The organism is Caproicibacter sp. BJN0012, assembly GCF_035986805.1.
Lineage (GTDB): Bacteria > Bacillota > Clostridia > Oscillospirales > Acutalibacteraceae > Caproicibacter.
In genome coordinates this window covers 291,112-314,447 of record NZ_CP142518.1, presented here as the reverse complement: position 1 = coordinate 314,447, position 23,336 = coordinate 291,112, and the positions used below count along the sequence as shown (strand labels likewise).

Below are 23,336 nucleotides of genomic sequence, written 5' to 3'. Positions count from 1 at the left end.
GAGGGCTGACGCATGGAAAACGAACGAAGTGCCGTAATTACAATCGGCGGAAAAGTGTATGAACTGATTCTCACCACCCGCGCCACCAAGGAAATCGCGCGCCGCTACGGCGGGCTGGAGAACCTTGGGGAAAAGCTGATGAAGTCCGAGAATTTCGAGATGGCGCTGGATGAGATTGTCTGGCTTCTTACCCTGCTGGCGAACCAGTCCATCCTCATCCACAACCTCAAAAACAAGGACGCGCCGCAGGAACTGCTGACTGAAGAGGACGTGGAACTGCTGACCTCGCCGCTGGATTTGGCGGCATACAAAAACGCCATCACCGAGGCGATGTTCAAGGGAACGGCGCGGAATGTGGAAAGCGAGGAGGAAACCTCCTCAAAAAACGCGGAAGTCGGGTAAACACAGAAGAGCTGTTTACCCGACTTTTGTATTACGGAACAGTGCAGATGGGCATGGGCGCGGAGGAATTCTGGCTGATGCCCATCGGGCTGTTTCTGGATTTATGGGCCTGTCACAAACAATTTCTCGGCATGGAAAAGCCGAAACGGACCTTTTCCATTGACGATATCATCCCGCCGGGGATTTGAAGGGAGGTGAGAGGCAGATGGCGGATAATTTTGGCTTAAAAATCGGCGTGGAGGGCGAAAAGGAATTTAAAAAAGCGCTCTCGGACATCAACCAAAGCTTCAAGGTTCTCGGCTCGGAAATGACGCTGGTCACCAGCCAGTTTGACAAGCAGGACAAATCCGTGCAGGCGGCCGCCGCCCGGAATGAAGTCCTCAATAAGCAGATTGACGCACAGAAGGCGAAAATTGAAACCCTGCGCGCCGCCCTGCAAAACGCCTCCGACTCCTTCGGCGAAAACGACCGCCGCACCCAGAACTGGCAGATTCAGCTGAACAAGGCGCAGGCGGAGCTGAACGGCATGGAGCGCGAGCTGTCAGAATCCACCGAGGGCGCGGATAATTTGGGGAATGAACTCAAGGAAAGCGGCGACGAGGCGGAAAAGTCCGGCTCCAAGTTTGAAAAGCTGAGTGGCGTCCTCAAAGGCGTCGGCGTGGCGATGGGCGCGGTCGTGGTCGCCGCAGGTGTCGCCGCCGTCAAGCTCGGCAAGGAAGTCGTCGCCGCTTATGCGGATTACGAGCAGCTGGTGGGCGGCGTGGACACGCTGTTCAAAGATTCCAGCGCGGCTGTTCAGAGCTATGCCGCCAACGCCTTCCAAACCGCCGGCATGTCCGCCAACGAGTACATGGAAACGGTCACCAGCTTTTCGGCCAGCCTCATTCAGTCCCTCGGCGGCGACACCGCCAAAGCGGCAAAGGCGGCGGATACGGCGATTACCGATATGGCGGACAACGCCAACAAAATGGGCACAAGCATTTCCTCCATTCAGGACGCCTATCAAGGCTTTGCCAAGCAGAATTACACGATGCTCGACAACCTCAAGCTCGGCTACGGCGGCACGAAAACCGAGATGGAGCGGCTGCTTGCCGACGCCGAAAAGCTGTCCGGGCAGAAATACGATATCAGCAATCTGAATGACGTGTATGCGGCCATCCATGTGGTCCAGACGGAAATGGGCATCACCGGCACGACCGCCAAGGAAGCGACCGAGACCATCAGCGGCTCCATCGCCGGGATGCAGTCGGCCATCGGCAACCTGACGGCGGGGCTGGGCGACGCGGACGCGGATATCCAGTTGCTGATCGGCAACGTGGTGGAAGCGTTTCAAAACGTGGTCAAAAACATCACGCCGGTGATTGAGAACATCGTCGCCGCCCTGCCTGCCGCTTTGGACGGCATTCTGCAGGCGGTGGGGGAACTGCTCCCCACGCTGCTGTCCACGGTGGTCGACCTGTTTACACAGGTGCTCGAAACACTCCTCAGTCTTTTGCCTGAGCTGATTCCGGCGGCGGTGGACGCGGTGCTGACTATTGTAGGCGCACTGATTGATAATCTGCCCTTGCTCATTGATGCGGCGGTACAGCTGGTGACGGCTTTAGTGGAAGGCATCGGAAATGCGCTCCCACAGCTGATTCCCGCGGCGGTAAACGCCGTGACTACCATCGTGCAGGGGCTGATTGATAATCTCCCGATGCTGCTGGAAGCGGCGCTGCAGCTTATCCTCGGTCTGGCACAGGGTCTTCTCAACGCCATTCCGCAGCTGGTGGCGGCGCTCCCTGCCATCATCACCGCGCTGATGAATTTCCTCATTGGCTCCATTCCGCAGATTATCGAGGCCGGCATTCAGCTTCTGACCTCTCTGGTGGCCGCCCTGCCGCAGATTATCGAAGCGGTGACGGCGGCGATTCCCCAGATTGTGGACGGCCTTGTGAACGCGCTGATTCTCTCCATCCCCCTCATTGTGGATGCGGGCGTGAAACTCCTTATCGCGCTGATTCAGAATCTGCCGCTCATCATCACGACGGTGGTTTCCGCCATCCCGCAGATTGTCGCCGCGCTGTCGAGCGCCTTCGCCGGGAACACCGGGAAAATCATCACGGCAGGCGTCAAGCTGCTGGTGTCGCTGATTGCCAATCTGCCGTCCATCATCGTGGAAATCGTCAAGGCGGTACCCCAGATTGTGGCGGGGATTGTCCGGACGTTCACCGGCTACATTGGACAGATGGCGCAGGTGGGTGGCAACCTCATCAAGGGCTTGTGGCAGGGCATTTCGGACGCCGGCACATGGCTGTGGAACAAAATCAGCGGCTTCTTCGGCGGCATTGTGGACCGCATCAAGGACTTCTTCGGCATCCATTCACCCTCGACGCTGTTCGCCGGCCTTGGTCGAAACATGGGCGAAGGTATCGGCGTGGGGTTCGAGGATGCTATGGCTTCCGTCTCCCGTGAGATGCAAAACGCCATCCCCACCGGTTTTTCCGTAAACGCCGGCGCGTCCGGGCGAAGCATTTCCGCGGGAACAAGCATCACGCAGAACATCTCGGTGGTCAGCCCTAAGGCGCTGTCCGAAAAGGAGCTTGCCCGGGAATTTAAGAACCTTTCGCGCAAGCTGGCGCTGGAATTTTAAGAGGAGGGAAAAATAGCTGTCGGAGCACAGCTCCTCCTGCGGCAAGCCGCACCGCTATTTTCAAGAGTTTGTGTCTGACGCCACAAACTCCGAGCATCTGATGGAGGAAATGAAATAATGATGGAACTGACCTATACCAACGAAACGGGCGGCAAGCTGACGCTCCGGCAGGCAAAGCCGTTCTTTCTGACGAAGCTCGACGGCGTGGGGAACGTCCGCCAGACCGTCAATACCTTCCAAGCGCCCCAGCAGGACGGCGCTTTTTTCATTTCCTCCGCGCTGGATATGCGGAATATTACCATTGAAGGCACGATTGCGGCGGGGACACCAAACAAAGCCTACGAGTACCGCAGGCAGTTTTTGAAGATCTTCACACCAAAGCAAACTGGCACGCTGACCTACCGGAGCCGGCAGATTGCCTGCGTGGTGGAGGAAGCCGGGTTCACCGCCTCCGGCAGGGAGCGCACGCCGGGCTTTTTCGTCAGTCTGTTGTGCCCCTCTCCCTTTTTCGAGGCGCTGTCGGAAATCCGCGCGGAGCTGGCACGCTGGACGCCGCTCTTTCATTTCGTGCTGGAAATCCCAGAGGAAGGCGTGGAATTCGGCTCCCGCCAGCCCAGCCAGATTATCACGGTGGAAAATCCCGGGGACGTGTCCTGCGGATGCCGAATCGTGTTCCGGGCGCTGGGTGAAGTAACAAATCCCGAACTGATGGACGTTTCCACTGGCGAATATGTCCGTCTGAACACCGTCCTGACCGCCGGGGAGGAAATCCGCGTCTACACCCATTTTGCGGGCAAGCGGGTGGTGCGGGTGCAGAGCGGCGGGGAAATCAGCGTGTTCAGTCTGCTGGACACCGGCTCGACCTTCCTGCAGCTTTCGCCGGGGGAAACCACCTTGCGCTATGACGCAGCGGCGGGCAAGGAACTGCTGGAGGTCAGCCTGTACTACCGCCCGCAGTATTTAGGGGTGTGATTGATGGAACTGTATGTTTTTGACGCGAACCGCCGGCCCGCCGGCGTGGTGGAGTCCTTTGAATATCTGCGCTGGACAAGACGGTATTCCCGGTGCGGGAGCTTTGAACTCAAGGCCATCGCCACGGCGGAAAACCTCGCTCTGCTGACGCTGGGGAATCTTCTTTGGAAAAGCGGCGGCGAGGAAGCCGGCGTGATTGAATATGTGGAAATCTCGCAGGACGAAAAAGAACTCATCACCGTCAGCGGACGGTTCGCCGTTTCCTATCTCGCCCGGCGCATCGTATGGGACACGGAAATTCTAAACGGCACCCTCGCCAACTGCGCGGGGCAGTTGGTGAACAACCACCTTATCAGCCCGGGCAATACCGACCGGCGGATGGACTTTATCGCCTACGACGGCGGAGGGCTGGCGGACCCGGTCAGCACCCAGATTTCTTACAAGAATCTCATGGATGCGGTAACCGGCCTGTGCGAAGCGGCGGACGCCGGCATCAAGGCGGTGTTCAGTCCGGCAGGTGGAATCTTCACCATCACGCTGTACAAAGGTGCAGAATCACAGGCGGTGTTCTCGTGGGAGTATGAAAATCTCACGTCCCAGACCTTTACCAAAAGCGCATCGGACTATGCCAACGTGGCGCTGATCGGCGGTGAGGGCGAAGGCGTGGAGCGCGTCTTTGCCGTGTACGGGGAAAGCGAGGGCACCGAACGCCGGGAGGTATTCGTGGACGCCAAAAGCCTGCGCTCTGAGGATTTCGGGGACGAGTACACCGCCGCCTTGCTCTTTCAGGGGCAGAGCAGGCTGAGCGAGCTTGCAATGGCGCAGTCCTTTGACGCGTCCGTCAATCCCCACGGCAATCTGACCTACGGCACGGATTTCGACCTTGGACAAAGCGTGAAGGTGGTGTCAAAGAAATGGAGTGTGACGCTTGCCACCCGCATTACGGAGATTGAGGAAAGCTATGACAGCACCGGGCAGAGTCTGGACATCACGTTCGGCAAGGGCGTGCTCACGCTGGCTCAAAAATTAAAACAGGAAGGGTGATACGATGGAGAAAAGCGGATTTTTTAACAGCACAAGCGGCGACCGGATGTACGACGCATCCGACTTCACGGGATATTTTGCAAAGCTGGTGTCCAACGGCATCTTCTACACAAACGCCGACAATCTGCGCGTGACGCCGGGCGGCGGGCTGTCGGTGAATACTCTCGCCGGCAGCGCGTGGATCAACGGCTATGCTTATGAGAATACCGAAACGCTGAACCTGACGCTTGCGGCGGCGGACGGCGTGAACCCCCGTATCGACCGAGTGGTTGTCCGCTGGGACGCGGTGGCGCGCCAAATTTCCGCGGCGGTGCTGACGGGAACGGCGGCGGCTTCTCCCTCTGCTCCATCGCTGACCCGGAGCGACAACATCTATGAACTGGCGCTGGCGGATATTGCCGTCGCGGCAGGCGCAGTCAGCCTTGCCGCCGGGGACATCACCGACCGGCGGCTGGACACATCTTTGTGCGGCACGGTCAATTCGCTGATTACGGCGGTTTATGAATGAGGGTACATACAGTTCTTTTGTAAAGTCTGCAAAAAAGCAGGTTAGCCATAGTTCAAATGGTTCACCTGCTTTTTTAGACTTTTATCCCGGAAGCTGTTCCAGCGCCGAAAGAATTTCCTGATACTCCGGATTTCTCCACAAAAAATCGAATGCCGAGTTTCCGTTTATCATCTCACGGGCGCAGTGATTCAAATAGCTTTTTGATTGAAGTGTTTCGCTCATCTCGATGCTGTCGAAAAACGGGCTTGCCTTAACCGCATCATGATCCGCGGGCATCTGGGCGCACTTCAAAAATGCTTTCAGCGCGTCCAGCGTCTCCCGCTCCTGCTTCTGCTCCGCGTGGCATTGCGCAATCATCAGGTAATGATTCAAATCCTGACCGTAAATCCGATCCCGGTCAAACATCTTGGAAAGCTGCAGGTTTAGGTTTTCCATCCGCAGCGCAAGCGGATAATCTTTCTTCTTCTTTGCAAAATTGGCAAGCGTGTGGAGCGCGATATTGCAGCCGAACGCGTGCGTGGCAAGCAGATACTGTGCCACCTGTTTTGACTTTTCGTAATCCCCCATGGCGTAGTAGATGGATACCTTCATCTGATTTGGTTCGATTTCCGGACTGTGGATACCGTCGAGCGCCTTCAACGCTTCCTCGTACCGTTTCTGCTGCATTAAAAGGGCGCTCAGACCGGACAGCGCAGTCTCGCGGATTTTAATGTTCTCGCTTCCGGACGCCTCCCGCATCAGAGATTCCGCGCGGCCTAATAAATGGGTCGCTTCGTCCTCTGTTCGCGCGCATGGCGTGTGCATCATGAAAACACTGCCCATTCGCAGCTTTAAAAATGCGCTGTTTGGGTATTCCCGGATGCTTTGCTCGGCAAGAGAAACCGCACTTTCATAATCGGAGGATTCAAACAGTTTTGTGCACCGACCGCAGAGTTCCATGACCTGATCCTCCGACAGCTGCGGCTCGAAGCCCAGCAGGTCGTCAACCGTGACATCGAGCAGCCGGGCAATCGGGGCGAGCAGGGTAATGTCCGGATACGCGCCGCCCGTTTCCCATTTCGACACGGCTGCGATGGACACGCCGAGCGCCGTGGCAAGCTGATCCTGCGTCATCCCCATGGCTTTTCTTTTATTCTGAATGTTTTTCCCAATCAATAATTCCATTCTGATTCCTCGCTTTCTTGAGAAAGGCCCTTCCTGAGTATCAGTATACCCGATACCCGGAAGGGCCGCAATGGAAGCATATTTGAATTTTCACGCCTTTATTTCAACATTCAGTTGAATAATTAAACCATTTGATATTCTGTAGCTATACGAAAACATCTGTTATCTTCATGAAATGGGGGAATTTAAAGTGGCGGATATCAACGGCGTAACCCTGAACGCGGGCAGCGGCCCCACGGTTCACTACACCATCACCTATACGAAAAGCCGGCCGAACAACAGCCAGATGACCTACAACTTTACCATTGCGGCGGCGCTGGGTTCGTCCGGTTCGTACATCCACAGCGGCTACGCGCTTTTATGCACCATCACCGTCAACGGCTCGTCCGGGCAGGTGCGCATCAAGGCGGCCGACAACGACAACTGGGACGGCACCACGCCCCGTTACCGCTACGTGACGGTGACCTGTTCGTCCACCACCGGCAATGCCGCGCAGGGTGTGCGCTTCCGGGTGGTGTCGGATGGGCGTATGTCGCTGAGTTCTGGGGTAATTGACAACTCCTCCTACACCGTAACCAGCTCGGCGCTTCTGACCACCGCCTGCGGAGCGCCTACCTCCTGTTCCGTTTCCCCGACGGTGGTGGAAGGAAATGCCGCGCTCTCGTGGAGCGGCGCTTCCGCCGGGACGAACAACGCCATTACCGGCTTTGAAATCCAGTACAGCGATTCCTCCAACAACGCCGACTGGGGAAGCTGGACGGCGCTGACTACCGTCAGTACATCGGCTTCCTCCGGAAGTCTGTCGGTTTCGCCGCACGCCACAAGGGGCAGTTACCGTCGGTTTCGGATACGGACGCAGGGCGCGGCCGGCTCGGGCTATTATTCGGGCTGGACAGTTTCCTCCAATTCTGTGCGGAAAAACACGCCGCCCGAAAAAGCGTCCGTTTTGACGGCGTCTCCCTCTGTTTACAGCGAAGGGCCGATTACCCTGACATGGAGCGGCGCGTCCGGCGGCACCAGTCCCATCAAAGGCTACATGCTGGCAAGCAAAACCTCCACCGACGGTTCGACATGGACATCGTGGAATGTGCTGGAAACCTTCAATTTGTCGGCGTCCTCCGGTACGCGCACGGCGGCGGCTTCCACCACGCCCGGCACCTACACGAAATACGGCCTGTGGACCATTGACACGCTGGACGTCTATTCCGCCGAGCAGGTGTCCAACACCATTCTCTGCGTGGCGGCCGCCTGCGACGAGCCGGCAATCGCAGCGCCGAAAAACGGCTCTGCTACCTACAATCCGAATCCCCGCGTGCTGCTGACCACCGGCGCACAGCCGAATGAGCAGGTGGCGCAGGTGAAAATCGGCACGGGAAGCTGGCAGGATGGTGTGAACAATCCGTCCCTCTTTTCCCCCAGCGGCGCGGTCGGCGGCAGTGCGGCGGTGATGTTCAAGGCTGAATCACAGACGGCGGGAGTAAAGACACTCACGGTGCGGTGCGTGAACACGGACTTTGAAGCGCCCAGTGCGGAGGTTTCCCGCTCGTTTACGGTGCTGGCTTCTCCGTTTGAGGAGATTTCGGCCAATGAAACCAAGGTCAAAGCAAGCCATATCACGGCGCTTCGCACCGCCATCAACATCGTGCGAAACTACTACGGCCTTGCGCCGGTTTCATGGAGCGAGGAAATCACAGCGGGCAGAACGGAAGTGAAGAACTGGCCGCTGCACATTCTGGAGATCCGCTCAGCCGTGGAGCCGGTCATTACGCTCATCAACCAGTACAGCACCGATTCGGGCTTCGCCGTTCCGGAGCCGGACTGGGAAGAACTCGGCACGGGCAGACCCCGGGCGGTGGTGATGAACCAGCTTGCCGAACTGATTCTGTCGCTGTAACACTCACAAATTCAAGCGTTTCCGCTTTGCGCGGGAGCGCTTTTTTCATACAAAAAAATGAAAACAGGAGGTATCGATATGAAGGAAATCTGGGTCTGGATTCAGGCCGCGCTGGTGGCTGTCGGCGGCGCACTCGGCTGGTTCCTCGGCGGGTGGGACGGCTTTCTCTACGCACTGCTGGCGTTTGTCGTCCTCGACTATCTGACAGGCGTGCTGTGCGCGATTGCCGACAAAAAGCTTTCCAGCGAAATCGGCTTTAAGGGCATCTCCCGCAAGGTGCTGATTTTCGCGCTGGTGGGCGTTGGAAACATCATTGACAGCCAGGTGCTGGGCGACGGCGGCGCGGTGCGCACGGCGGTTATCTTTTTTTATCTGTCCAACGAAGGTGTGTCCATTCTGGAAAACACGGGGCATCTGGGACTTCCCATCCCCGAAAAACTGAAGGCGGTTCTGGAACAGCTTCACGACCGCAATGATGAGGAGGAACAATAACTATGGCAGGAATCAAAGGAATTGACGTATCCCACTGGCAGGGAACGATTGACTGGGACAGGGTCAAAGCGGCAGGCATCAAGTTTGCCATCATCAAAGCCGGAGGCTCTGACGCAGGCTTTTACACCGACAGCAAATGGGAAGCAAACTATACGGGAGCCAAGACAGCAGGCATCCCTATCGGCGCATATTATTTTGTCGGCAAGGACTGCGTTACTGCCGCTGCAGGAAAAGTTGATGCAGAACGCTTCATCAAAATCCTGAAGGGCAAGCAGCTGGAGTATCCTGTCTACATGGATAACGAAGCGCAGCCTGCTTCTGCCAAAGCCGGTATTACGGAAGCCGCCATCGCTTTCTGTGAGACAATGGAGGCCGCCGGATACTTTGTCGGTATCTACGGCTCTGCTGTCTCCGGTTTTCAGGAGCGCATGGACGACAGCAAGCTCAAGGCCTATTCCCACTGGGTAGCGCAGTACGCCGACAAATGCACCTACTCCGGCGAATACGGTATCTGGCAGTATTCTTCCACTGGCAAGGTCGATGGCATCAAGGGCAATGTGGATATGGACTATGGATATATCGATTATCCGTCCATCATCAAGAACGGCGGCTTTAACGGCTGGAGTAAAGGGAGTGCCGCTGCAACCCACACGAAATCCGTTGATGAACTTGCCGCCGAGGTCATCCGCGGGGATTGGGGCAACGGCGCGGAGCGAAAAAACTGCCTGACCGCCGCCGGATATGACTACGCCGCTGTGCAGGCAAAGGTTAACGAGATTCTTTCCGGGAAAAGCGCTTCAACTACGGCAGCCTATGAAACCTACACCGTGGTCAAGGGCGACACGCTCTGGGGCATCGCTTCCAAAAAGCTCGGCAGCGGCGTGCGGTATAAGGAAATCAAGACGCTGAACGGCCTGTCCTCGGACACCATCTATACTGGACAGAAGCTGAAAATCCCGAAAAAGTGAATATGTCTGCCAGTCAGCCCCTCGCTGTCCACTTTCGGATGGTGAGGGGCTGTTTTTTTATGCTTATCTTCCTCAAAAGGCGTTGCTTATCTCCAGTGGGTATTGAAGAAAGCTTTTGTATTAGTTCAATCCTATATTTTTGTTGAGACAGATCTCCGTTATGGCGGAACGCAATCTTTTGGGCTGATAAAAAAAGTCACCCTCATTCAGTCCGGCACGACGTCAAATAAAAAAATTTTCAAAAGTTATTGACATATGCCCGAAATATGCTATAATGAGAATCATAAACGACATATGCCGGAAACTATAAGGAGGTGAATCATATGCCAGGAAGAAACGGAACCGGCCCTATGGGCGCCGGAACCATGACCGGACGGGGCTTAGGGCCATGCGCCGGCACAGGGAAACTCATCAAAGGCGCAGGTCTTGGGCTTGGTCTTGGACTGGGCATGGCCTGCAGGCGCGGCTTTGGCCGCGGCTTTCGGTGGCTTTCTGCCGGGAATGAATTGCCGGCGGAGAACCGCAAAGATTTGCTTTTGCAGCAGAAGAACGCGCTGAAGAACCGGCTTACGGACATTGACCGTCAGCTGGAAAGTCTGTAAAACAGACGGAAACAACCGGGGGACGCTCCGGTTTGTTTCTGTCTCTAAGCGAGGTGAAAGAATGCCAAGGCCAAGAAAATGGAGAAGGGTTTGCTGCCTGCCCGAAAACAACCGCTTCGGCCCGCTGGATGCGCAAGCGGAGGACACGGTCACCATGACGGTGGACGAATTTGAAGCGATTCGCTTAATGGATGTAGAAGGGTTCACCCAGGAGCAGTGCGCTGCGCAGATGGATATTTCCCGCACCACGGTGCAGGGCATTTACGACAGCGCCCGGAAGAAACTGGCACAGTCGCTGGTAAACGGCAAGGCGCTCATAATCGAGGGCGGAGAATACCGCCTCTGTGACGGGCAGGGGCACGGCTGCGGCGGAAACGGATGCCGCAGGCACCGGTGCGGCAGGCACTTTGAAAATATGGAAAAAGAAACGGAGGAACCTTATGAAAATCACGATTCCCATGAATGAGCAAACATTGGAATCCGGCGTATGCCCGTCCTTTGGACGCGCGCCGTATTTCCTGCTCTATGATACTGATACAAGCGAGAGCCAGTGGATTGTAAACAGCGCGGCGGAAAACGCCGGAGGGGCGGGCATCGCCGCGGCGCAGCTTCTGGCGGACAGCGGCGCGGACGCTCTGATTACACCCCGCTGCGGAGAAAACGCGGAAAAGGTGCTAAGCGGCGCAAAAATCAAGGTTTACCGCTCCGCAGACGGAACGGCACAGGAAAATCTTGATGCGCTGATTGCGGGAAAGCTTTCGCCGCTTTCCGAATTTCACGCGGGCTTTCACGGCCATGGCGGATAAGCCCCTGACCGTAGCGGTGCTCAGCGGCAAGGGCGGCACGGGGAAAACGCTGGTGTCGGTCAATCTCGCGGCGGCGGCCGGGGACGCGGTGTATCTGGACTGCGACGTGGAGGAACCCAACGGCCATCTGTTTTTTAAGCCCGAAGCAGCAGAAGAGGAAACCGTTGCGGTCAAAATCCCGCAAATTGACGCGGCCCTTTGCACTGCCTGCCGAAAATGCGTGGAATTCTGCGCATTTCACGCACTGGCCTTTACCGGAAACCATCCCATGCTGTTTGACGAGGTCTGTCATTCCTGTGGCGGGTGCGCCCTGCTCTGCCCCGCCAAAGCCATCTGGGAAACGGACAAGGATGTGGGAACGGTATCCTCCGGTGTATCGGGCGGTGTAAACGTGTTTACGGGGAAACTCAATATTGGCGAAGCCTCCGGCATTGCGGTCATTAAGCGGCTGCTGAGCAAAATCCCAAAGAGCGGGAACCGCCCTGTTTTCATCGACTGTCCCCCCGGCAGCGCCTGCGCCGTGATGGAGAGCATTCAGGATGCGGATTTCTGCGTTCTGGTGGCGGAGCCTACCATCTTCGGCGCGCACAATCTGGCCATGGTTTATGAATTGGTTTCGCTGTTTCATAAGCCCTTCGGCGCGGTGCTCAACAAATGTCAGACGGGGGAAAACCCTTCGGAGGCATTCTGTGCGGAACACCGGATTCCCATTCTCGGTCGCATCCCATTTGACGCCGAGCTGGGTGCATTAAATTCGGACGGCAGGATTGCCGCACGGGAAAGCGAGCGGTACCACGCGCTGTTTGGCTCCCTGCTGGAGCAAATCGGAAAGGAGGCGCGGCATGAAGCAGCTTCTAATTCTCAGCGGTAAGGGCGGCACGGGAAAAACCACCGTCGCCGGGGCATTTATCTTCCTTTCCAAGGCAAAAGCCTATGCCGACTGCGACGTGGACGCGCCCAACCTGCATCTGATTTCCCACCCGAGCCGCCCGCCTGAGCGCGCCGATTATTTCGGAATGCCGAAAGCCCGAATTGATTCCGACAAATGTATCGGCTGCGGGGATTGCCTTTCCCATTGCCGGTTTGACGCTATCAAAGCCGGAACGCCATTTAGTGTGAAACCCTCTGCCTGCGAGGGCTGCGGGGTCTGTGCGGCGGTCTGCCAGACGGGGGCGATTTCTATGGAATCCGCCATAGCAGGAGAATTGGCGCTGTACCGGGAAGATTCCCGCGTTTTCTCTACGGCTAAGCTTGTGATGGGCAGTGGCACTTCCGGCAAGCTGGTGACCGAGGTGAAAAAGCGGATGGCATCCGCCGCTGAAAATGCGGAGCTGGCGGTGATTGACGGTTCCCCCGGCATCGGCTGCCCGGTGATCGCTTCCATCAGCGGCGTTGACATGGTGCTGATTGTGGCGGAGCCGTCCCTTTCCGGCATCAGCGACATGGAGCGCATTGTGAAAACGGCGGAAACGTTCCGCACAAAGACGGTGGTCTGCGTCAACAAGGCGGACGTAAATCCTGCCAAAACGGAGGAAATCCGAACGTTTTGCGGGGAAAACAGGATTCCCTTTGCCGGCGTCATTCCCTTTGACCCGGAGGCGGTGAAGGCCGTCAACAGCGGCAAAAGCATCGCGGAGGCAGACTGCCCGTCCGGTCAGGCGGTGCGGAGCGTTTACGGGAAAGTCATGAACTTGCTTTCGGGAGGTGAAACGATATGATGATAAAGGTTTTGTCGGAGAACACGGCAGCATCGGACGAATTTGGATGTGAACATGGATTGAGTCTGTATGTGGAAACGAACCGGCACCGGCTGCTGTTTGATACCGGAGCGAGCGGGCTGTTTGCGGAAAACGCCGAAAAGCTGGGTGTCAACCTGTCTGCGGTGGATGTCGCCGTATTGTCCCACGGCCATTACGACCACGGCGGGGGGCTGAAAACCTTTCTGGCGAAAAACGAACGGGCAAAGGTCTATATGCAGGAAAAAGCCTTTGAGCCGCATTATTCCAATCGCCCTGGCGGCATAAAAGCCGATATCGGTCTCGACCCCGCGCTTTTGCCCAATGAACGCTTTGTTTTCTGCAAAGGGCATCAGAAGATTGACGGGGAATTGGAACTGTTTTCGGAAGTGCGGGAAATCACGCCCGTCCCCTCCGGCAACGCGGAGCTGTTCCAAAAGTCAGGCGAAGCCTTTGTGCCGGATGAGTTTGCCCATGAGCAGAATCTGGTCATTTGGCAGAACAAAAGAGCCGTTCTGATTGCCGGCTGCGCCCACCGGGGAATCCTCAACATTGTCCGGATGTTTGAATCGGACTACGGGCGCTTTCCGGACGTGGTCATCGGCGGCTTCCATCTCCACAGCCGCGGCACGGGAAAGAGCGAAGCCCCGGAGGCGGTGGATGCGCTGGCGCGGGAGCTTCTGCAAACCGGCGCGCAGTACTGCACCTGCCACTGTACGGGGCAGGAAGCGTATCAGCGCTTAAAGACCGTGATGGGAACCCGCATTGGTTATCTGTCAGCCGGGAGCCGGCTGGCAATCAATTTGTAAGAGGTGAAAAAATATGAGTGAAAACTGTGACAACAACTGCGGAAGCTGCGGCGAGGACTGCGCGGACCGCAAGGAAGAAAAGCATGATTTCCGGGCGGCGCTTAATGCGCTGAGCCATGTCAAAAAAGTCATCGGCGTCGTCAGCGGAAAGGGCGGTGTGGGGAAATCCTCGGTCAGCGCCATGCTGGCGGTTACGATGCAACGGCTTGGATACAAGGTCGGCATACTGGACGCGGATGTGACGGGGCCGTCCATTCCCAAAGCCTTCGGTATCCGCGGAAAAGCCGAGGGAAGCGAATTGGGGCTGTATCCGAAGCAAAGCAAGACCGGAATTGAAATCATGTCCGTCAATCTGCTTTTGGAAAACGATACCGACCCGGTCATCTGGCGCGGCCCGATTCTTGGGAACACCGTCAAGCAGTTCTGGACGGACGTGATTTGGGGTGACCTGGATTTTCTGTTTATTGATATGCCGCCCGGAACCGGCGATGTGCCGTTGACGGTATTCCAGTCCATCCCCGTAGACGGCATCGTCATTGTCACCTCGCCGCAGGAACTGGTTTCCATGATTGTCTCCAAGGCAGTGAAGATGGCGGAGATGATGAAAATCCCCGTGCTGGGGCTGGTGGAAAATATGTCGTATTTCCGGTGCCCGGACAACGGGAAGGACTACAAAATTTTCGGAGAAAGCCATATTGACGAGATTGCCGGAAAACACGGGCTGCAGGTATTGGCAAAGCTCCCCATCGACCCCAAGATTTCGGCCGCCTGCGATGCCGGGATGATCGAGCTGTTTGACGGAAGCTGGTTCGATGCTTTTGGTGAAAAACTGGCAGGACAAATCAATCCATTCAATGAATCGGAGGAAAAAAGTATGTTTAGAATCGCGGTTGCCGCTGAAGGCAAAAAAGTAACGGAGCATTTTGGTCACTGTGTCAATTTCATGCTGTTTGACGTGGAAAACAATCAGATCACGAAAGAGGAATCCGTGGACAATCCCGGCCACAAGCCCGGCTTTCTGCCCAACTTTCTCGCCGATCGGGACGTAAAGGTCATCATCAGCGGCGGCATGGGTCAGGGCGCTGTGGATATTTTCAATGAGCGGGATGTGGAGGTCGTGACGGGCGCTTCCGGCGATGCGCGGACGGCGGCGGAGCGTTACCTGAAAGGCGAACTGAAATCCACCGGCAGCGTCTGCCACGAGCATCAGCACCACGATGAGTGCGAATAAAATAAGATGGCGGAATATCAATATATTTACGGACCTGTTCCTGCAAGACGGTTGGGAATGTCTTTGGGTGTAAGTCCGATTCCTAAAAAAGTTTGAACGAAGATTCGAACATTATAAAAACAGGAGTACAAATATGGATAAAATAGAAGCAAATAAAAAATCGTGTATGCAGCCGATGCCCTCAATTATCGTATCGTGCAGAGACAAGGATGGCAGAGATAACGCCTTGGTTGTGGGTTATGCCTGCAATTGCAGTTACGCGCCTTCTATGATTATGGTAGGAATCGTGCCTACGCGGTATTCCTATCATATTATTAAGGAGACTGGCTGTTTTGTCGTAAATATCGCGGTTGCTAAAAACAAAGAAATATATGATTACCTTGGTAAAGTCAGCGGCAGAGACGAGGACAAATTTGCAAAGCTCAATATTAAAACCGTAAACGGCGACTGCGTTAACGCACCTTTACTTGCGGATTGTCCGGTAAATATTGAATGCAGAGTTGTGAATTCTGTGCTCACGGGTTCACACGAGATGTTTATTGGAGTTGTAGAAAAAGTTCATGCGGATAAGGAATTCGTAGACGGTAACGGAAATATTATGTACGGAAATATGAAAATTCTGCAATAACTACGGAATGATCTATCGCATAGTAAAAACAATATCACATTGACACGACTGGTTTTCACTCGACTTTTCTCTTTATCAGCACAGCCTGCAGACATCTCTTCGGAGAGCCTGCGGGCTGTTTTTTTGTGTGCCATAACGATGGGGTTGAATTTTTCGGTAGCCAGTGAGGGAGATACAGCAAGACCACTCCCTTGGAAGGAGCCGGAAAATGATGACCGATCATCAGAAAGCACAAATCATAAAACTCCGCGCGGACGGAAACGGCTACGGGAAAATTGCCAAATCCCTTGGCATATCGCTGAACACTGTAAAATCCTTCTGCCGCAGGAACGATATTGGCAGCAACTTTTCTGTCGAACCTGCCCTGGCATTTACAGGCGAAACGACCTGCTGTGAGAACTGCGGACAGCCCATCCGGCAGATTGAGAAGCAGAAGAAAAAACGCTTTTGCTGTGACAAATGCCGCAACGCCTGGTGGAACAATCATCTCGACCAGGTGAAGCGAAAGGCGGTCTATCATTTCAAATGCCTGCACTGCGGTAAGGAGTTCCATGTTTACGGGGATAAGCGAAGAAAATACTGCAGCCACGCCTGCTACATCGCCGACCGTTTCAAGGCTGGTGGCGGCAATGCGTAAGGAGGAATTCCGAAACGAAAAGCTATACCAGACTACCATGAGCATTGCACGAAAAATGCTTCAAGAGGGCATCATTTCGGAGGAAGAGTATCGTCGGATTGATACAATTTTTCTTGAAAAATACCGCCCCGTTTTCGGCACATTATTCTCGGATATTTCGTTGACTTCTGATCTGTAAAGAGTGATGTATAGTATCGGAAAGGAGTGATTTCATGGCGAAAATTATAAAAATTGAACAGGCAGTGCCGGTGATACAGACGAAAAAGAAAGTCGCCGCCTATGCCCGTGTTTCGATGGAATCGGAACGCATGAACCATTCCCTATCCGCACAGATCAGCTATTACAGTTCTCTGATTCAGAAGAATCCCGGCTGGCAGTACGCAGGTGTGTACGCCGACTACGGAATAACGGGAACACGCACAGCGAAGAGGGAGCAATTTCAAAAAATGCTTTCCGACTGCGAAGCGGGAAAAATCGATATCATACTTACCAAGTCCATCAGCCGTTTTGCGAGAAACACGGTCGACCTTCTGGAAACCGTCCGCCATCTCAAATCCATCGGCGTGGAAGTGCGGTTTGAAAAGGAAAAAATCCATTCCTTTTCGGAGGACGGCGAACTGATGCTTTCGCTCCTCGCCTCTTTTGCTCAGGAGGAAAGCCGCAGTATATCCGAAAACTGCAAATGGGGCATCCGCAAGCGGTTCCAGTCCGGCGAGATTGGCGTTGCGAACAAGCGCATCCTCGGTTATCGATACGACGAGGAGCAGAAAAAATACCTCATCGTCCCCGAGGAAGCCGAATCGGTGCGGTGGATGTTTCAAATGTATCTTGACGGCGTCACCCTGCGGGACATTGCCGACAGGATGAACAGAGCGGGAATACGCTCAATTCGTGGATACACATTTCAAGAAGCCTCGGTACGGCAGCTTGTTTTCAATGAGGTTTATGCTGGGGATATGAAACGGCAGAAATGCTACATAGCCGACCCAATTCAAAAAAACAAGGTGAAAAATCATGGGGAACTGCCGCAGTATTACATGACCGACTGCCACGAGGCAATCATTGACCGCGAAACTTACGCCAAAGTCAAGGCGGAAATGAAGCGCAGAGCTTCCCTCGTCAATCCCACCTACTGCTTCACCGCGAAAATTCACTGCGGCATCTGCGGAGCGAATTATGCCCGGAAGAAAGGAATCGTGAAAGGCAGGACCTATGTGCATTGGATTTGCCGAAGCAAAAAAGAGACTGGCACAACCTGCTCCAGCATTAACTTTAGTGAGGAAGAACTCAAAAACATCTGTGCTGAAATCCTGGATCTGGATGCTTTTGACGAGGAGGTTTTCGAGAGCCGGGTCAAGGACATTGTTGTTTTGGAGGACGGCGATGTGGAATTCCATCTTGTCGGTGGCGAAACAAAAAGGTGGAAAAACCTTCATCTGAATGATACAAGACACACCGTGACGCTGACCGATGCGTTTCAAGGGAAAATCCGATGCGCCAAGTGCGGAAAAACCTATCACCGGGTCAATTCGGCGAACAGATGGGTGTACTGGTACTGCATGGGCAAAAAGAAAAAAGGCTCGTCCTGCGACAGCCCAAACTACACCGATTTTCAGCTGCGGCAGATTTCTGCACACATACTTGGGTTGGACGCGTTTGACGAGCGGGCATTCACCGAGCAAATAGAAGAAATCACCGTTCTCGCGGACGGCAGCCTTGTGTACCGCTTTTTCGGAGGGAGGACAGCAAAATGGCGAAGAACGTGATAACCATTCCTGCCACAAAGAGCAGGTACACGGCGGCGCCCCTGTCAAGCAAAAGAAAGCGCAGGGTTGCCGCTTACGCCCGGGTCAGCACGGACCATGAGGACCAGCAGAGCAGCTATGAAGCGCAGGTGGATTATTACACCCGCTACATCAAAAGCCGTGACGACTGGGAATTTGTTTCCATCTACACGGACGAAGGAATCAGCGCAACGAACACCAAAAAACGCGAAGGCTTTAAGACGATGATAGCCGATGCGCTTGCCGGGAAAATTGACCTCATCGTGACAAAGAGCGTAAGCCGCTTTGCCCGAAACACCGTGGACAGCCTTACCACGGTGCGGAAACTGAAGGACGAGGGCATCGAGATTTATTTTGAAAAAGAAAATATATGGACGCTGGATTCCAAGGGCGAGCTGCTCATCACCATCATGTCGAGCCTTGCACAGGAAGAGAGCCGTTCCATTTCTGAGAACGTTACCTGGGGACAGAGAAAGCGCATGGCGGACGGCAAAGTCAGCTTTGCCTACAGCCGCTTTCTTGGTCTGGAGAAGGATAAGGAAACGGGGAAAATCGTGGTCAACCCGGAGCAGGCAAAAATTGTCCGACTGATTTTTAAACTGTTCCTGGAGGGCATGACGCCGCATTCCATCGCGGCGGAACTGACGAACCGCGGCATTAAAACGCCCGGGGGCAAGGATGTGTGGAACCGGCAGACGGTGCGGCGAATTCTTTCAAACGAGAAATACAAAGGCGACGCCCTTTTGCAAAAGACCTACACCGTGGATTTTCTGCAGAAGAAGCTGAAAAGAAACGAGGGCGAAGTCCCGCAGTTTTATGTGGAAGGCAATCACGAGGCAATCATCAGCCCGGAAGTCTTCGATATGGTGCAAGCGGAGATTGCAAGGCGGACGAGCGGCGGCGAACGGTACAGCGGCGTGAGCATTTTCTCCAACAAGATAAAATGTGCCGACTGCGGAGGCTGGTATGGCGCGAAGGTCTGGCATTCCACAGACCGCTACCGCAAAGTCATTTACCGCTGCAACCGCAAGTACAAGGATGGAAAATGTCAGACTTCCCACGTCACAGAGGACGAGGTCAAAGCGGCGTTTGTGTCGGCATACAACCGGCTGGTGACGGAGAAAAAAGAAATTATCTCTAACGCGGAAACCATCCGCAGTGCGCTCTGCTCAACCGATACCCTGCAGGATGAAAAACGCAAGCTGGAGGATGAGATGTCGGTGATTGTTGAAATGACGCAGCACATCGTGGCGGAGAATGCTCGTGTGGCGCAGGACCAGGACGAGTACCAGAAACGCTACGACGGGCTGGTTCAGCGATACGAAGCGGCAAAGGCACGGTACGATGAGGTGGTGTCCGCCATTTCCGCAAAGCAGGCGCAGGATGAGCGGCTGTCGGACTTTATCAAAATGCTGAAATCACAGGATAGCGTTCTTCTCGAATTTGACAGCGGTCTTTGGGGCTGCATGGTCGAGTACGTCAGGGTCGGCAGGAACAAAGAAATCACGGTCACTTTCCGGGACGGTACGGAGGTACGGGCATAACGAAATATGGATTAGCATGACACTCGGCTGCGGCCGGGTGTTTTTTGTTATAAGAGCAAGACCTCTACAACACGGAATTGCTTCACGCACAAACTGTGAAATATTCTTCTATCTTACCCCGTAACGTTGCACACGGTATCGTTAATAGGGGTGTGCATTTTTTGCACCCTGTGCGGGTGCATCGTTATGGGAGTTCAGGTGTTATCGTTACATTGTATCAATTATGATGCGATAACCGATGATGGGATAAGCGGAACGACCCTTGACCGCCCCGGATTCCAGCAAATGATAAAAGCGATTGAAGCGGGCTATATCTCGGCTGTTCTTGTGAAAGACCTTTCCCGCCTCGGACGCGATTATCTGAAAGTCGGCTATTATACTGAAGAATTCTTTCCCGCCCACGATGTGCGGCTGATTGCCGTTTCGGATGGGGTGGACAGCGACGAAGGCGATAACGAATTTACCCCGTTTCGCAATATCATGAACGAGTGGTACGCGAAAGATATTTCCAAAAAGCGCCGCATTGTCAATAAGCTCAAAGGCAATTCCGGCGTTCCGCTTTCGCCCCCGCCCTACGGGTATATGAAAGACCCGGATAACGCGAAACGCTGGCTTGTGGACGAGGAAGCAGCCGTTGTCGTTCACCGCATCTACCAGATGGCGCTTGACGGATACGGCCTTTCTGAAATCACCGCCGCGCTGGCGCGGGACGGAATCCTCAATCCCATGTCTTACTGGCAAAGCAAGGGAATCAATCGCGGCGGGACGAAAAGCTCCGTTCCGCCCACGCAATGGGGGCATACCACAATCAGAAAAATTCTGACCATGCAGGAGTATTGCGGAGATGTAATCAACTTCAAAACCTATTCCAAGTCGTACAAGATGAAAAAGCGTATCGCCAACGACGAGGAAAACCGCGTCGTATTTTCCAACGTCAACGAAGCCGTCATTGACCGGGAAACATGGGAGAAGGTTCAGAGCTTATGGCGCGGCACCCGTCGGAAGAAACCGACGGTCAGCGGCGAACGAAGCATATTCTCGGGACTGCTGAAATGCCCTGAATGCGGCGGCAATCTCAACTATCACTTCAATCAGGGCAACCACGACATCAAATTTTTTAGCTGCTGCAACCATAACACCGGATACCGGAAATGTACATCCACCCATTACATTCGGTTGGATTTTCTGGAACAGGTGGTTTTGCAGGAAATACACCGTCTCACACAGTTTGCCGACGAGTATGAAGATGATTTCGTAAAAGAGATAATCGGACATTCGGCAAAGACGGCGGCATGTGAACGCTCGCTGCGGCAAAGGGAGCTCGACGGCCTGCTGGCGCGAGACAAGGAATTGGATGTGCTCTTTGAATGCCTCTACGAAGATAACGTGTCTGGCAAGATCGACGATGCACGGTTTTCCAAAATGGCCAAACGGTATGAGCAGGAGCAGGGAGAGAACGCCGCCAAAGTTAAGGCGCTCAAATCGGAGTTGCGGAAAGCGGGCGGGCAGCTCATGACCGCCGACAATTTCTTGGAAACAATTCGCCGGTATACCGACGCCCGGGAGCTTTCACAGCGGATGGTGACGGAGTTGATCGACCACATCGACGTATATCACGCCGAAAAGGTCGGAGGGCAGACTGTTCAACGCATCACAATTTTTTACAACTGCATCGGAGCTTTTACCGTACCGGAGCGCGAGAGCATCCCAGAAGCGGATGTACGCCTAAAAACGAGAAAAGGAGTAGCACTAAGCTACTCCCAAGCAAAAGCCGGATAAAAAACGGAGTGTCCTTATAAGGATACTCAGATCCTATAAGGACACTCCGCATGGTGCGGGTGACAGGACTTGAACCTGCATGGAATAATCCACAAGAACCTAAATCTTGCGTGTCTGCCAATTCCACCACACCCGCGTAAGGCCCGGAAAAACCGGATTGTTGTATTATACCGCAAAAGCAGCGGTTTGGCAAGGGGTCAATCCTTCAATACGCCCTCGTCCAACATTGATTGAGCGGCAAGCATCGCGCCGAGACGGCCGCTGTGGTAATTCAGTCCGCCCTGCATCCAGGCGGCATAAGGCTCGCGCAGCGGAGCATCTGCGGAAAGCTCGATCGAGGCGCCCAGCGTAAACGCTCCCGCCGCCATGATAACCTTGCAGTCATAGCCGGGCATATCCCACGGCTCCGGAATCACAAACGAATCCACCGGCGCGCCGCGCTGTACGCCGCGGCAAAAGGCAACCAAAGCTTTCTCGCTTCCCAGAAGCAACGTCTGAATGATATCCGCGCGAGGCTCATCGCATTTCGGCGTTACTTCATACCCCAGAAGCTGGAACAATGCCGAGGTGAATACCGCGGTTTTCAGTGCCTCTCCCGTCACATGGGGAGCATGGAACGCACCCATGAAAAGTTCCCGGTTGTTGCCTAGCGTTGCCCCCACTTCCCGGCCGACGCCCGGCGCGGTCAGACGGTAGGCACATTTTTCCACAAGCTCTTTTTTCCCGGCAATATACCCGCCGGTCGGCGCGACCCCACCGCCCGGGTTCTTAATCAGGGAACCCGCCATCAGGTCTGCCCCACGAGAAACAGGCTCTTCATTCTGCACGAATTCCCCGTAACAGTTGTCAACCATTACAATGCAGTCCGGTGCCTTCTTTTTCGCAATTTTCGCTATCTTTTCAATTTCCTCGACAAACAGCGACGGACGCAGGCTGTACCCGCGGGAACGCTGCAGATAAACCATACGGATTCCGGGGTGAACCCTGCGTTCGATCTCTCCATAATCCGGCTTTCCGTCCGGAGTCATCTCGACCTGCTCATACCGGATGCCGAATTCTTTCAGCGATCCGATCCCGTTTCCGGTCAGACCGATGACCGAGCGAAGGGTGTCATAGGGAAGGCCCGTCACGCTCAGCATCGTGTCGCCGGGGCGGAGCACGCCGAACAGCGCAACGGTCAGGGCGTGCGTGCCGCTGACAAAATTGTGGCGGACCAGTGCGTCCTCTGCGCCGAGCGCGTCCGCAAAGACACGGTCCAGCGCGTCGCGTCCGCGGTCCCCGTAGCCATATCCTGTAGAAGCGGCAAAATGGCTTTCGCTCACTCCGTTTTTAATAAACGCGGCCAGCATTTTCTGTTGATTGTACTCCGTCGTCCGGTCGATCCATTCCACCTGCGGCCGGATCATTTTTTCAGCACATTCCGCCGAATCAAGAATTCTCTGACTGATTTTAAAAAAAGGATACAAAAGATCGACTCCTATTTCTATTTCTTCGTGTGTCTCCCACTTTTCAGTGTTCGCCCTCCGCGTCAGGGGAAGTCAAAACCGGTTTCCCTTCGCGGTCCAGAAGCGGCGTCAGCCCACCCGCATAGCCGGACTGCATCGCAAGGTACTGCACGCCGGTCCGGGTATCCCGAATGATTTTCAGCGTTTCCAGAGTTCCCTGGGAATAAACAACTTCAAAGCGTTTTTCTTTCATGAATCC

General features: G+C 54.7%; 25 protein-coding genes and 1 tRNA gene. 22 read left to right on the top strand and 4 right to left on the bottom strand.

Annotated features, from left to right (window positions below; translation table 11 throughout):
- Window positions 1-12 precede the first annotated feature (12 nt).
- From VA597_RS01580 to VA597_RS01555, 6 genes are all read left to right on the top strand, one after another.
- On the top strand, window positions 13-402 hold the full coding sequence (locus VA597_RS01580) for a hypothetical protein (protein WP_326974970.1): 390 nt from the start codon (window positions 13-15) through the stop codon (window positions 400-402).
- A gap of 26 nt (window positions 403-428) precedes the next feature.
- Entirely contained in the window at window positions 429-590 is a 162-nt protein-coding gene (locus VA597_RS01575; protein ID WP_326974969.1) for a hypothetical protein, read from the top strand.
- A gap of 17 nt (window positions 591-607) precedes the next feature.
- A complete protein-coding gene (locus tag VA597_RS01570) occupies window positions 608-3,034 on the top strand; it encodes a phage tail protein (RefSeq protein ID WP_326974968.1) in 2,427 nt (808 codons plus the stop codon).
- Between the two features lie 117 nt (window positions 3,035-3,151).
- Window positions 3,152-4,006: a phage tail family protein gene (locus VA597_RS01565; protein WP_326974967.1), complete on the top strand. Its 855-nt coding sequence runs from the start codon at window positions 3,152-3,154 to the stop codon at window positions 4,004-4,006.
- 3 nt (window positions 4,007-4,009) lie between these two features.
- The gene (locus VA597_RS01560) at window positions 4,010-5,050 is read left to right on the top strand and encodes a siphovirus ReqiPepy6 Gp37-like family protein (RefSeq protein WP_326974966.1); all 1,041 of its coding nucleotides are present in this window, start codon (window positions 4,010-4,012) and stop codon (window positions 5,048-5,050) included.
- Between the two features lie 4 nt (window positions 5,051-5,054).
- Window positions 5,055-5,558 (top strand): hypothetical protein, encoded by a 504-nt coding sequence (locus VA597_RS01555; protein ID WP_326974965.1) that lies wholly within the window; start codon window positions 5,055-5,057, stop codon window positions 5,556-5,558.
- Between the two features lie 81 nt (window positions 5,559-5,639).
- Here VA597_RS01555 and VA597_RS01550 read toward each other — a convergent pair whose 3' ends face one another.
- Entirely contained in the window at window positions 5,640-6,722 is a 1,083-nt protein-coding gene (locus VA597_RS01550) for a helix-turn-helix domain-containing protein (RefSeq protein ID WP_326974964.1), read from the bottom strand.
- A 175-nt stretch (window positions 6,723-6,897) separates the two neighbouring features.
- On the opposite strand from VA597_RS01550, the gene VA597_RS01545 reads away from it, so the two are divergent.
- The 16 genes from VA597_RS01545 (at window position 6,898) to VA597_RS01470 (ending at window position 21,632) form a co-directional block, all read left to right on the top strand.
- Window positions 6,898-8,616 (top strand): hypothetical protein, encoded by a 1,719-nt coding sequence (locus VA597_RS01545; RefSeq protein WP_326974963.1) that lies wholly within the window; start codon window positions 6,898-6,900, stop codon window positions 8,614-8,616.
- A gap of 78 nt (window positions 8,617-8,694) precedes the next feature.
- A complete protein-coding gene (locus VA597_RS01540) occupies window positions 8,695-9,108 on the top strand; it encodes a phage holin family protein (RefSeq protein ID WP_326974962.1) in 414 nt (137 codons plus the stop codon).
- A 2-nt stretch (window positions 9,109-9,110) separates the two neighbouring features.
- Entirely contained in the window at window positions 9,111-10,076 is a 966-nt protein-coding gene (locus VA597_RS01535; RefSeq protein ID WP_326974961.1) for a GH25 family lysozyme, read from the top strand.
- 323 nt (window positions 10,077-10,399) lie between these two features.
- Entirely contained in the window at window positions 10,400-10,678 is a 279-nt protein-coding gene (locus tag VA597_RS01530) for a DUF5320 domain-containing protein (RefSeq protein WP_326974960.1), read from the top strand.
- A gap of 61 nt (window positions 10,679-10,739) precedes the next feature.
- Window positions 10,740-11,144 (top strand): DUF134 domain-containing protein, encoded by a 405-nt coding sequence (locus VA597_RS01525; RefSeq protein ID WP_326974959.1) that lies wholly within the window; start codon window positions 10,740-10,742, stop codon window positions 11,142-11,144.
- Entirely contained in the window at window positions 11,119-11,484 is a 366-nt protein-coding gene (locus VA597_RS01520) for a NifB/NifX family molybdenum-iron cluster-binding protein (protein ID WP_231086208.1), read from the top strand. Before VA597_RS01525 ends, VA597_RS01520 begins: the two co-directional genes overlap by 26 nt.
- Window positions 11,474-12,355, top strand: a complete 882-nt coding sequence (locus VA597_RS01515) for an ATP-binding protein (RefSeq protein WP_326974958.1) — start codon at window positions 11,474-11,476, stop codon at window positions 12,353-12,355. The genes VA597_RS01520 and VA597_RS01515 overlap by 11 nt, the downstream gene beginning before the upstream one ends.
- Entirely contained in the window at window positions 12,327-13,202 is an 876-nt protein-coding gene (locus VA597_RS01510) for an ATP-binding protein (protein WP_326974957.1), read from the top strand. Before VA597_RS01515 ends, VA597_RS01510 begins: the two co-directional genes overlap by 29 nt.
- A complete protein-coding gene (locus VA597_RS01505) occupies window positions 13,199-14,029 on the top strand; it encodes an MBL fold metallo-hydrolase (protein WP_326974956.1) in 831 nt (276 codons plus the stop codon). The genes VA597_RS01510 and VA597_RS01505 overlap by 4 nt, the downstream gene beginning before the upstream one ends.
- A gap of 13 nt (window positions 14,030-14,042) precedes the next feature.
- Window positions 14,043-15,260, top strand: a complete 1,218-nt coding sequence (locus tag VA597_RS01500) for an iron-sulfur cluster carrier protein MrpORP (RefSeq protein WP_326974955.1) — start codon at window positions 14,043-14,045, stop codon at window positions 15,258-15,260.
- A gap of 133 nt (window positions 15,261-15,393) precedes the next feature.
- Entirely contained in the window at window positions 15,394-15,888 is a 495-nt protein-coding gene (locus VA597_RS01495; RefSeq protein ID WP_231086199.1) for a flavin reductase family protein, read from the top strand.
- A gap of 208 nt (window positions 15,889-16,096) precedes the next feature.
- Window positions 16,097-16,525 (top strand): RNA polymerase subunit sigma-70, encoded by a 429-nt coding sequence (locus VA597_RS01490; RefSeq protein ID WP_326974954.1) that lies wholly within the window; start codon window positions 16,097-16,099, stop codon window positions 16,523-16,525.
- On the top strand, window positions 16,440-16,703 hold the full coding sequence (locus tag VA597_RS01485; protein WP_442872783.1) for an SHOCT domain-containing protein: 264 nt from the start codon (window positions 16,440-16,442) through the stop codon (window positions 16,701-16,703). The genes VA597_RS01490 and VA597_RS01485 overlap by 86 nt, the downstream gene beginning before the upstream one ends.
- A 34-nt stretch (window positions 16,704-16,737) precedes the next feature.
- Window positions 16,738-18,291, top strand: a complete 1,554-nt coding sequence (locus tag VA597_RS01480) for a recombinase family protein (RefSeq protein WP_326974952.1) — start codon at window positions 16,738-16,740, stop codon at window positions 18,289-18,291.
- Window positions 18,276-19,853: a recombinase family protein gene (locus VA597_RS01475; RefSeq protein WP_326974951.1), complete on the top strand. Its 1,578-nt coding sequence runs from the start codon at window positions 18,276-18,278 to the stop codon at window positions 19,851-19,853. Before VA597_RS01480 ends, VA597_RS01475 begins: the two co-directional genes overlap by 16 nt.
- Window positions 19,854-20,039: 186 nt before the next feature.
- Window positions 20,040-21,632, top strand: coding sequence for a recombinase family protein (locus VA597_RS01470; RefSeq protein ID WP_326974950.1), 1,593 nt, complete (start codon window positions 20,040-20,042; stop codon window positions 21,630-21,632).
- Between the two features lie 51 nt (window positions 21,633-21,683).
- Here VA597_RS01470 and VA597_RS01465 read toward each other — a convergent pair.
- The 3 genes from VA597_RS01465 to VA597_RS01455 all read right to left on the bottom strand — a co-directional run bounded on the left by VA597_RS01465 (window position 21,684) and on the right by VA597_RS01455 (window position 23,330).
- Window positions 21,684-21,768, bottom strand: a tRNA-Leu gene (locus tag VA597_RS01465).
- A 61-nt stretch (window positions 21,769-21,829) separates the two neighbouring features.
- The gene (locus VA597_RS01460) at window positions 21,830-23,098 is read right to left on the bottom strand and encodes a methionine gamma-lyase family protein (RefSeq protein ID WP_128741278.1); all 1,269 of its coding nucleotides are present in this window, start codon (window positions 23,096-23,098) and stop codon (window positions 21,830-21,832) included.
- 43 nt (window positions 23,099-23,141) lie between these two features.
- Window positions 23,142-23,330 (bottom strand): DUF6440 family protein, encoded by a 189-nt coding sequence (locus VA597_RS01455; protein WP_128741277.1) that lies wholly within the window; start codon window positions 23,328-23,330, stop codon window positions 23,142-23,144.
- Window positions 23,331-23,336: the final 6 nt, after the last annotated feature.

Coding starts and splice junctions, on each gene's coding strand:
- VA597_RS01580 (WP_326974970.1), top strand. CDS start 13: ATGGAAAACGAACGAAGTGCCGTAATTACAATCGGCGGAAAAGTGTAT.
- VA597_RS01570 (WP_326974968.1), top strand. CDS start 608: ATGGCGGATAATTTTGGCTTAAAAATCGGCGTGGAGGGCGAAAAGGAA.
- VA597_RS01565 (WP_326974967.1), top strand. CDS start 3,152: ATGATGGAACTGACCTATACCAACGAAACGGGCGGCAAGCTGACGCTC.
- VA597_RS01560 (WP_326974966.1), top strand. CDS start 4,010: ATGGAACTGTATGTTTTTGACGCGAACCGCCGGCCCGCCGGCGTGGTG.
- VA597_RS01555 (WP_326974965.1), top strand. CDS start 5,055: ATGGAGAAAAGCGGATTTTTTAACAGCACAAGCGGCGACCGGATGTAC.
- VA597_RS01550 (WP_326974964.1), bottom strand. CDS start 6,722: ATGGAATTATTGATTGGGAAAAACATTCAGAATAAAAGAAAAGCCATG.
- VA597_RS01545 (WP_326974963.1), top strand. CDS start 6,898: ATGGGGGAATTTAAAGTGGCGGATATCAACGGCGTAACCCTGAACGCG.
- VA597_RS01540 (WP_326974962.1), top strand. CDS start 8,695: ATGAAGGAAATCTGGGTCTGGATTCAGGCCGCGCTGGTGGCTGTCGGC.
- VA597_RS01535 (WP_326974961.1), top strand. CDS start 9,111: ATGGCAGGAATCAAAGGAATTGACGTATCCCACTGGCAGGGAACGATT.
- VA597_RS01530 (WP_326974960.1), top strand. CDS start 10,400: ATGCCAGGAAGAAACGGAACCGGCCCTATGGGCGCCGGAACCATGACC.
- VA597_RS01525 (WP_326974959.1), top strand. CDS start 10,740: ATGCCAAGGCCAAGAAAATGGAGAAGGGTTTGCTGCCTGCCCGAAAAC.
- VA597_RS01520 (WP_231086208.1), top strand. CDS start 11,119: ATGAAAATCACGATTCCCATGAATGAGCAAACATTGGAATCCGGCGTA.
- VA597_RS01515 (WP_326974958.1), top strand. CDS start 11,474: ATGGCGGATAAGCCCCTGACCGTAGCGGTGCTCAGCGGCAAGGGCGGC.
- VA597_RS01510 (WP_326974957.1), top strand. CDS start 12,327: ATGAAGCAGCTTCTAATTCTCAGCGGTAAGGGCGGCACGGGAAAAACC.
- VA597_RS01505 (WP_326974956.1), top strand. CDS start 13,199: ATGATGATAAAGGTTTTGTCGGAGAACACGGCAGCATCGGACGAATTT.
- VA597_RS01500 (WP_326974955.1), top strand. CDS start 14,043: ATGAGTGAAAACTGTGACAACAACTGCGGAAGCTGCGGCGAGGACTGC.
- VA597_RS01495 (WP_231086199.1), top strand. CDS start 15,394: ATGGATAAAATAGAAGCAAATAAAAAATCGTGTATGCAGCCGATGCCC.
- VA597_RS01490 (WP_326974954.1), top strand. CDS start 16,097: ATGATGACCGATCATCAGAAAGCACAAATCATAAAACTCCGCGCGGAC.
- VA597_RS01485 (WP_442872783.1), top strand. CDS start 16,440: ATGTTTACGGGGATAAGCGAAGAAAATACTGCAGCCACGCCTGCTACA.
- VA597_RS01480 (WP_326974952.1), top strand. CDS start 16,738: ATGGCGAAAATTATAAAAATTGAACAGGCAGTGCCGGTGATACAGACG.
- VA597_RS01475 (WP_326974951.1), top strand. CDS start 18,276: ATGGCGAAGAACGTGATAACCATTCCTGCCACAAAGAGCAGGTACACG.
- VA597_RS01470 (WP_326974950.1), top strand. CDS start 20,040: ATGGGAGTTCAGGTGTTATCGTTACATTGTATCAATTATGATGCGATA.
- VA597_RS01455 (WP_128741277.1), bottom strand. CDS start 23,330: ATGAAAGAAAAACGCTTTGAAGTTGTTTATTCCCAGGGAACTCTGGAA.